We start from the raw sequence: 6,881 nt of genomic DNA, 5'->3' as shown, positions 1-6,881 counted from the left end.
TGCCACCTATGAGCCTTGAGACCACGGTGTGCACGCGCGTAAAATGAGGAGACCGTGACAAGGGGGTCCAGGTTATGAGGGTCTTATTAGCAGGTGCTACCGGAGCGATTGGCCGTCAGTTGGTGCCGCAGTTAGAAGCGGCCGGACACATCGTCATCGGACTGGCGCGAACTGTTCGTGGAACAATGGGCTCGACTGCTCTTGCCGTGGATGCGCTGGATCGCGACGCGGTGATGCGAGCGGTGGACGAAAGCGAGCCGGACGCGATTATCAATATGCTCACGGCCATTCCCGAGCGGATTAATCCCAAGCGTATCGATGCGGACTTTGTCCAAACCAACCGGTTGCGCATCGCCGGCACCGAGAATCTGCGATATGCAGCACAACGTGCGGGGGTGGAACATTTTATTTCGCAAAGTATTGCATTTGGCTATGAACCTCGCGGCACCGTCTTAGCCGACGAAAAAGCGGCCCTGTGGAGAGATCCGCCGAAACCTTTCGCCAGTGTTTTAGAAGGCATCAAACGTCTGGAAGCGACCACTCGGGCGGCTCATGGAACAGTGTTGCGGTTCGGTCACCTCTACGGTCCGGGCACAAGCTATGCTCCGCAAGGTTGGTTCTTCCGGGAAGTGCAACAAGGCGAAATGCCGATGATCGGTGACGGCCGAGCCATTTTTTCGTTCATTCATACCCAAGACGCTGCCTCAGCAGTCGTTGCAGCGTTGGCAGCCAAAAAGTCCGGGATCTATAACATTGTCGACGACGATCCGGCCGAAGTGCGCGAATGGTTGCCACTGCTGGCCGAAATGATGGGGGCACCAACACCCAAACGTGTTTCTCCACTGCTGGCGGGTTTCGCCGTCGGAACATGGGGAATCGCCTTTATGACCAGGTTGCGTGGAGCAACCAACACCAAAGCCAAAGATGAACTACATTGGCAACCCAAATACCCATCGTGGCGCGACGGATTTGCCGATGAACTCGCCCACGCCGGAATTGCGCACTGACGCTCCAGTAGTAAGGCAGTAGATGCCTGAGCTGATGCGCTGGGCGGGGTAGATTATTCTCATGATCACCAGCTCCCGCCCAACTCAGCCGCGGAAACCTGGCATTTTCCAACTGCGCATCTGGCGGCAGTGGATCGCCAACCTGGCACCAAAGACTCTGGGCCTGCTGCTGCAGAGTATTTTTTGTGCCGTCGTCTTGGTGCCCGTCGTACTGTTGTGGTTTTCGCACCACCAGGGCATCCGAACCCCCGAACTGACGGCCGGTATCGCACTGCTGTTAGTGCCCACCGTGCTGGTGGCCCTGACCTCAGCTGCTAACATGCGTCAACTGCGATGGCTCAGCATCCTGCTGCCGCTGACAGATTTAGCAGGCCTGGGTGTGATTCGCTGGGCGACACTACCCGACGGCGCCCAACTGTCCAGTTTGGCGCTTGCCCCAGCGCTCTGGTTGGTTGTGCAATACCGCATGCGTGGGGTTCTGGTTGGGACGATTGCCATTCTGACCACGATCTCGTTGCCATCACTGGCCACCGATACCGAACTGAGCATGGTAAATTTTGCCCGCTTCGGCGTTCTACCGGTCACCTTTCTGATCGTTGCCGCCCTTGTGCTAATCCTCTTTGCTCGGTTGTCACACCAGCACAAGGAATTCAAACGCCAAGACCGCCTGCTCAAAGGCGTCATTAACCACCTCAACGTCGGAGTACTGGTTATGGACGCCCAAGGCAATGACGTCATGGCCAATCCAGCACAGCGCTACATTCACGGTCTCGTGTCACCAGCGGGAAACCCAGACCCCACAGAAGCTGGCCACCTGATCTATGACATTGACGGTGTTCCCATCCCACCGCAGCGCCGCCCGGCCAGACGAGTTATCCGTGGTGAAAGCTTCGACGACCTCCTGGTCGTGGCCGGTGCACCAACTGATGAACAGCGCGTCTTGCAAATAACCTCGCGCATCATCGCCAGCCCTGACGACGGCGTAGAATCCCGGATCCTGATCTTCGACGACATCAGCGACGCCTACCACACACAACGAGCACAACAAGACATCATCGCCACCGTCTCGCATGAACTACGCACCCCGCTGACATCAATTCTTGGCTATACCGATTTTGCAATCGAGACCCTCCAAGACGTGGCCGAAGAAGACCGACGAGAACTCGAAGTGTTCCTGACCGTCATCGAGCGCAACGCGGAAAAACTCCTTGCCAGAGTTGAAGACCTCCTACTGCAACAACAGGCACGCTACGGGAACCTCAAGCTCAATAAACAACCCCTCTGCTTGGCAGCGCTCGCTCGAGAAGCTGTGCAAGCGCAGCAGGCGCTTGCTGTGGAACGCAACATCAAGCTAGAATTCGAAACTCTCAACGAGCCCACCATCCGGGCTGACGCGCAACGAATCAACCAGGTCATGGATAATCTGCTGTCGAATGCCCTGAAATTTACGCCACCCGGAGGCCGGGTACAGGTGCGCGTTGATCGTGATGACGGCGATGGCGTATCCGTTCCGGAAGCGATTTTTGCTGTTACCGATTCCGGGCCGGGCATGACTCCCAACGAACGCGAAAATCTCTTCACCCCGTTTTATCGAACCCAATCTGCCGCAACCTCCACCCAAGGAACCGGGCTGGGATTATCCGTTTCCAAAGGCATTGTCGAAACTCACCACGGCAGCATTCAGGTGGACAGCACTGCCGGTGAAGGCTCCACATTTGTCGTACGTCTACCATTGCACGAGGAGTACACATCGTGACCCCAGCACATCGTGAAAGCCCCGCCTGGCTCTGGGCCGTGGCTGTCATCCTCTGTCCGGTCTATGGCACAACAGCCTCCATCGTATTCGTGTTTTCCGGCACGTTCGGGACCTTTGGGAATCACCTGGTGCGCGACGTCATGCTGATCATCGTCTCGGTGATCTCAGCGCTGGCCCTAACCTATATCAGCTTGTTGCTATTTACCTTCCTGCGCCGAGAAGCACATACCAAAGGGCAGGCTGCAGACTTTGAATGGCACTTGCTGGTGCCCTGTCTGAATGAAGAATCGGTTGTGGCAGAAACGGTATCGGCGGCACGAACCAGTTTCCCAACGGCTCACGTGTGGGTAATCGACGACGCCTCCCACGACCGTACTGGTGCCATTGTGCGTGGCCTACAAGACTTCGATAATCATGTTCATCTGATTACTCGCGTGTTGCCAAACGCGAGAACAGGTAAAGGCGATGCGCTGAATGCCGCCTACCGTCAGGTCGGCCAATTTGTGGGGGACAACCCTCATCGACGACAGCACACGATTATCGGTGTGCTGGATGCGGATGGTTATCTCTCCGATAACACCCTGGAGCTACTAGCCGGGCCACAAGCCTTCGGTGACGAACAGACCGGTGGCGTCCAGATCGAAGTCTGGATGAAAAACCGCAACGATAAACGACCCCGACCGCTCAATGGCCGGTGGAAAAACCTGGTCGGCAAAATACTCATTCATCTGCAAGATATCGAGTTTCGTACCGCCAATTCAGCCATGCAACTGTTACGCGTCAAAACTGGCACCGTGGGTATGGGTGGCAACGGCCAATTCAATAGACTCAGTGTGCTAGATCATCTGGCCGAGGGCGATGGGGAGCCATGGGGTAAGAAGCTGAGCGAAGACTTTGAGCTGGGACTCAAAATCCTGTCATTGGGGTACCGCACGCATTACACGCGAGATGCCCACGTGTCTCAAGAAGCACTGCCGTATTTTCGGCGACTCCTGACCCAGCGCACCCGCTGGGCACAGGGCTTGCTGGAATGCGCCTCGCTGTTGCCACGCTTGCGCCGTGCCAAGGTCCTGAATGTTGCTGGGTTGCTCGAATTGCATTTCTTGATGATTCAAGCCTGGTTGTCGATGACAAATCTGTTGGTCATTCCGATCTTGACCATCTTGGCGATTGTCGACGGCGGAACCTGGCTTTGGCAATCTACATCGCAACTGCTGACCCTGTTCGCCGCGATCATTTTCCTGGTGTTGCCTTATGCGATGTGGGGCCCGCTCTACAGAATCCGAGCCGGTGCTAAAGTCGGGTGGCTGAACTCTCTTGGTTTGGGATTATTATTCTTAGGCTACGTGTATCTCACGTACGTGTTCTATGCGCGAGCCATTGGCAGGATGCTCACCGGCCGCAATGCCTGGGCGAAAACCAAACGCAACGCCGACGACCTGCGTCAGCTCGACACCACACCACTGCATATTATTCCAACAGCCGCCCCGCTATTGGATCGTGCTGTGGTTCAGCAATTGGCCGTCGAATTGGAAGGCCGCGAGGAATACGCCCACGAACTCATTTCAACATTTGCGGTGATCTGGCCCAAGCGCTTGGCCAACGTCCAGTTGGCAACAGCCGCCGAGGACCGGGACGCTACCTGGGATGCAGTTGCCAGTATTCGTGTGGCCGCCGATATGCTCGGTGCCGCCCGCTTAGCCGGGACTGCAGCGCATATGGCCCAATTTGTTGAAGCCGGCGATTTCGACAAGCTGCGTGAGGCGCTACCGGCCTTGGAACAGCTAGGTACAGATACGGTTGAAGAAATCCGTCGGGATGTGGTGGCCGCTTCAGAGTTTTGAAAACTATCGGACGTTTTGCAGCAGGCTGGCAAACTGTTGACGCAGCTCGCGAGGACGAAATGGTTTGGTCAAAAACAGGTCAGCGCCTGCAGCTAGACCGGCTTCCCGGTCGGTGTCAGAAGAGCGTGCAGAAATAATGACCACGGGACCGGTGTAGTGGTCTCGCAGGCTGCGCACTACATCGAGCCCGTTGAGATCTGGCAGGCCAATATCCACGGTGATCATCGAATATATCTGTTGTTGAGCCTGAGTGAGGCCTTCTTGGCCGGTACTGGCAGATTCGACCGCTAATCCTGCTTGAGCAATGGTCATCTCTAGCAGACGTCGAATATCATCATCGTCTTCGATAACCAGAGCGGTTTCGGGTTGAGCTGATGGATCTGCAGTCATGGCACCCTTTCAACACAGTACTGACACGGGCAGACAAGCGAAACGTTACCATGAGGGCACCCGCTCAAACGTTCTGACAACGATGCGTGCTACTTTGCGCTGGGCCAGGCCGTTTCGTTGCGGTGTTCCAGGTCTTGTTGCGGATCACGGTTGGCCTCAACATCAATGCCGCGCATGAACAACAGGGCCACGGTGGCTAACAGAATCAGCACGCCGACTGAAACATAGATTGCTTCTGGTGACCAGCCGACGTCCATCAGTGCGCCGGTAGCGGTCGGAGCGATGATGGCACCGAAGCGCCCAATACCAATGCCCCAACCGGCACCGGTGGATCGCAATCCAGAAGAATACGACTGTGGTGTCAACACATACAGTCCGGCGATGCACCCGTTGATAAACAGTCCAACGAATACGCCCAAAATTAGCACGACGACGGTCCACTGTGCAGAGAATACGAAGATGGCCATTAAGATGGCGGCCAATACCGTAAAGCGGCTGAGCACCACACGGGTAGACCACCGAGAAGTGAACAGACCAAAGACAACCGAACCGATCGCACCGCCAAGGGTTAGCCCCACGGTGACGAACATCGACAGGTTTTCGCTTAAACCGGTGGCATGCATCAGGCGCGGGGTCCACGAGTTCACGAAGTAAAACGCGAACATGATGACAAAGAAGGTGGTCCAGATAACCAGCGTCACCCGGCGGTTCTGCTTGGTGAAGAGCTTGCTGATCCCGGTTTCTTGTTCGCTGCGCTGGGCAGCTGTGTCTGCAACGGTGAGGTCGACTGGTTCGTGATAGCCCAGTCGGTGGGCGATGTGTTCGGCTTTGGCCTGGGCGTTCTTGGGCTGTCGGTTGTACAGATACGAAGCGGACTCGGGTAACAGGGGCAGCACTAGGATCAGCGAAATGACGGTCATGATGCCACCCACCACAAACACTGAGCGCCAGCCAAAGCTGTTGATGAGCCCCACCATGGCGGTGCCACCCAGAGCTGCACCGATGCCATAGCCGGCAGCATAGATGCTAATGGCGAGGCCACGATGCTTTCGGGAAGCGTATTCGGCGCTCAGCACGTTGGTGCCCACCAAGATGCCACCGATACCCAGGCCGGTTACGATTCGCCAGATACCCAGTTCGATTGCTGAATCGGCTGTGGAAGATAAAAACAGTCCAATGGCGTTGACGATGAGGGCCAGGATCGTCATATTGCGGCGACCGATCCGGTCTGCCACCGGTCCCAGGGTTAACGCTCCCACAGCCATCCCGACGAGGGCGGCACTCATGACGATACCCAGCTCAGTGCCGCTGAGGCCGAACTCCTCGGTTACCGCATTGGAGGTAAAGGAAATAGCCAACACATCGTAACCATCGAGCGCATTGAGGAAGGTACATAGGGCGATGATGAGCCATTGGTACCCGGACATTGGCCGAATGTCGATCTGATGACGTAGATCCATTGGTGCCTCCCGCATGCTGCACGCAAATATCTATGTTGATAGTGAGTTGTTGCACAGGCTACGGTAATGGTGCTGTGAGCCACACGCAAGATTGTGACGACCACAATAAGCCGTTGAGAGATGCGTCTCGGTAGACCGCAGCAGAGCTATGCTCGTCAACTCGCGTCATGCAGTACGGAGTCTGCTGGAATGGGAGGAACGGAGCACGTCTAGGACACGGGATTGTTCAATGAAGCGGATTTTAACAGCAGATGAGCTTGGCACCTGATGATTCAGGTGCCAAGCTCATGGTGTCCTTCGGCGTGGTTTTAGGTATTTCGGGTGGCGGTGGTGCCGCCTTCTTCTTCCAAGGACTCTGATGGGTCGCTGACCACATCGCGACCGGCGTCTACGGTCTCATGACCGGCCTTGTCATTGGCTGGGT

At 56.2% G+C, this 6,881-nt stretch carries 5 protein-coding genes; 3 read left to right on the top strand and 2 right to left on the bottom strand.

Annotated elements, in window-relative coordinates:
- Nucleotides 1-74 precede the first annotated feature (74 nt).
- From K8V32_RS00725 to K8V32_RS00715, 3 genes are all read left to right on the top strand, one after another.
- A complete protein-coding gene (locus tag K8V32_RS00725) occupies nt 75-1,007 on the top strand; it encodes an NAD-dependent epimerase/dehydratase family protein (RefSeq protein ID WP_303901365.1) in 933 nt (310 codons plus the stop codon).
- Nucleotides 1,008-1,068: 61 nt separating this feature from the next.
- Entirely contained in the window at nt 1,069-2,763 is a 1,695-nt protein-coding gene (locus tag K8V32_RS00720) for a sensor histidine kinase (RefSeq protein WP_303901362.1), read from the top strand.
- Complete coding sequence (locus K8V32_RS00715) at nt 2,760-4,607, top strand: XrtP-associated glycosyltransferase (protein ID WP_303901357.1); 1,848 nt, start codon at nt 2,760-2,762, stop codon at nt 4,605-4,607. The genes K8V32_RS00720 and K8V32_RS00715 overlap by 4 nt, the downstream gene beginning before the upstream one ends.
- 3 nt (nt 4,608-4,610) lie before the next feature.
- On the opposite strand, the gene K8V32_RS00710 is transcribed toward K8V32_RS00715, so the two are convergent.
- Together K8V32_RS00710 and K8V32_RS00705 are read right to left on the bottom strand one after the other, a co-directional pair.
- Nucleotides 4,611-4,997, bottom strand: coding sequence for a response regulator transcription factor (locus K8V32_RS00710; RefSeq protein WP_303901354.1), 387 nt, complete (start codon nt 4,995-4,997; stop codon nt 4,611-4,613).
- 89 nt (nt 4,998-5,086) lie between these two features.
- Nucleotides 5,087-6,457 carry an MFS transporter gene (locus tag K8V32_RS00705; protein ID WP_303901351.1) on the bottom strand — a complete coding sequence of 457 codons (1,371 nt, stop codon included), beginning with the start codon at nt 6,455-6,457 and terminating at the stop codon, nt 5,087-5,089.
- Between the last annotated feature and the right edge of the window lie 424 nt (nt 6,458-6,881).

This window comes from Enteractinococcus helveticum (assembly GCF_020742345.1).
Classification (GTDB): domain Bacteria; phylum Actinomycetota; class Actinomycetes; order Actinomycetales; family Micrococcaceae; genus Yaniella; species Yaniella helvetica_A.
This window is presented reverse-complemented; position numbering and strand designations above follow the sequence as displayed.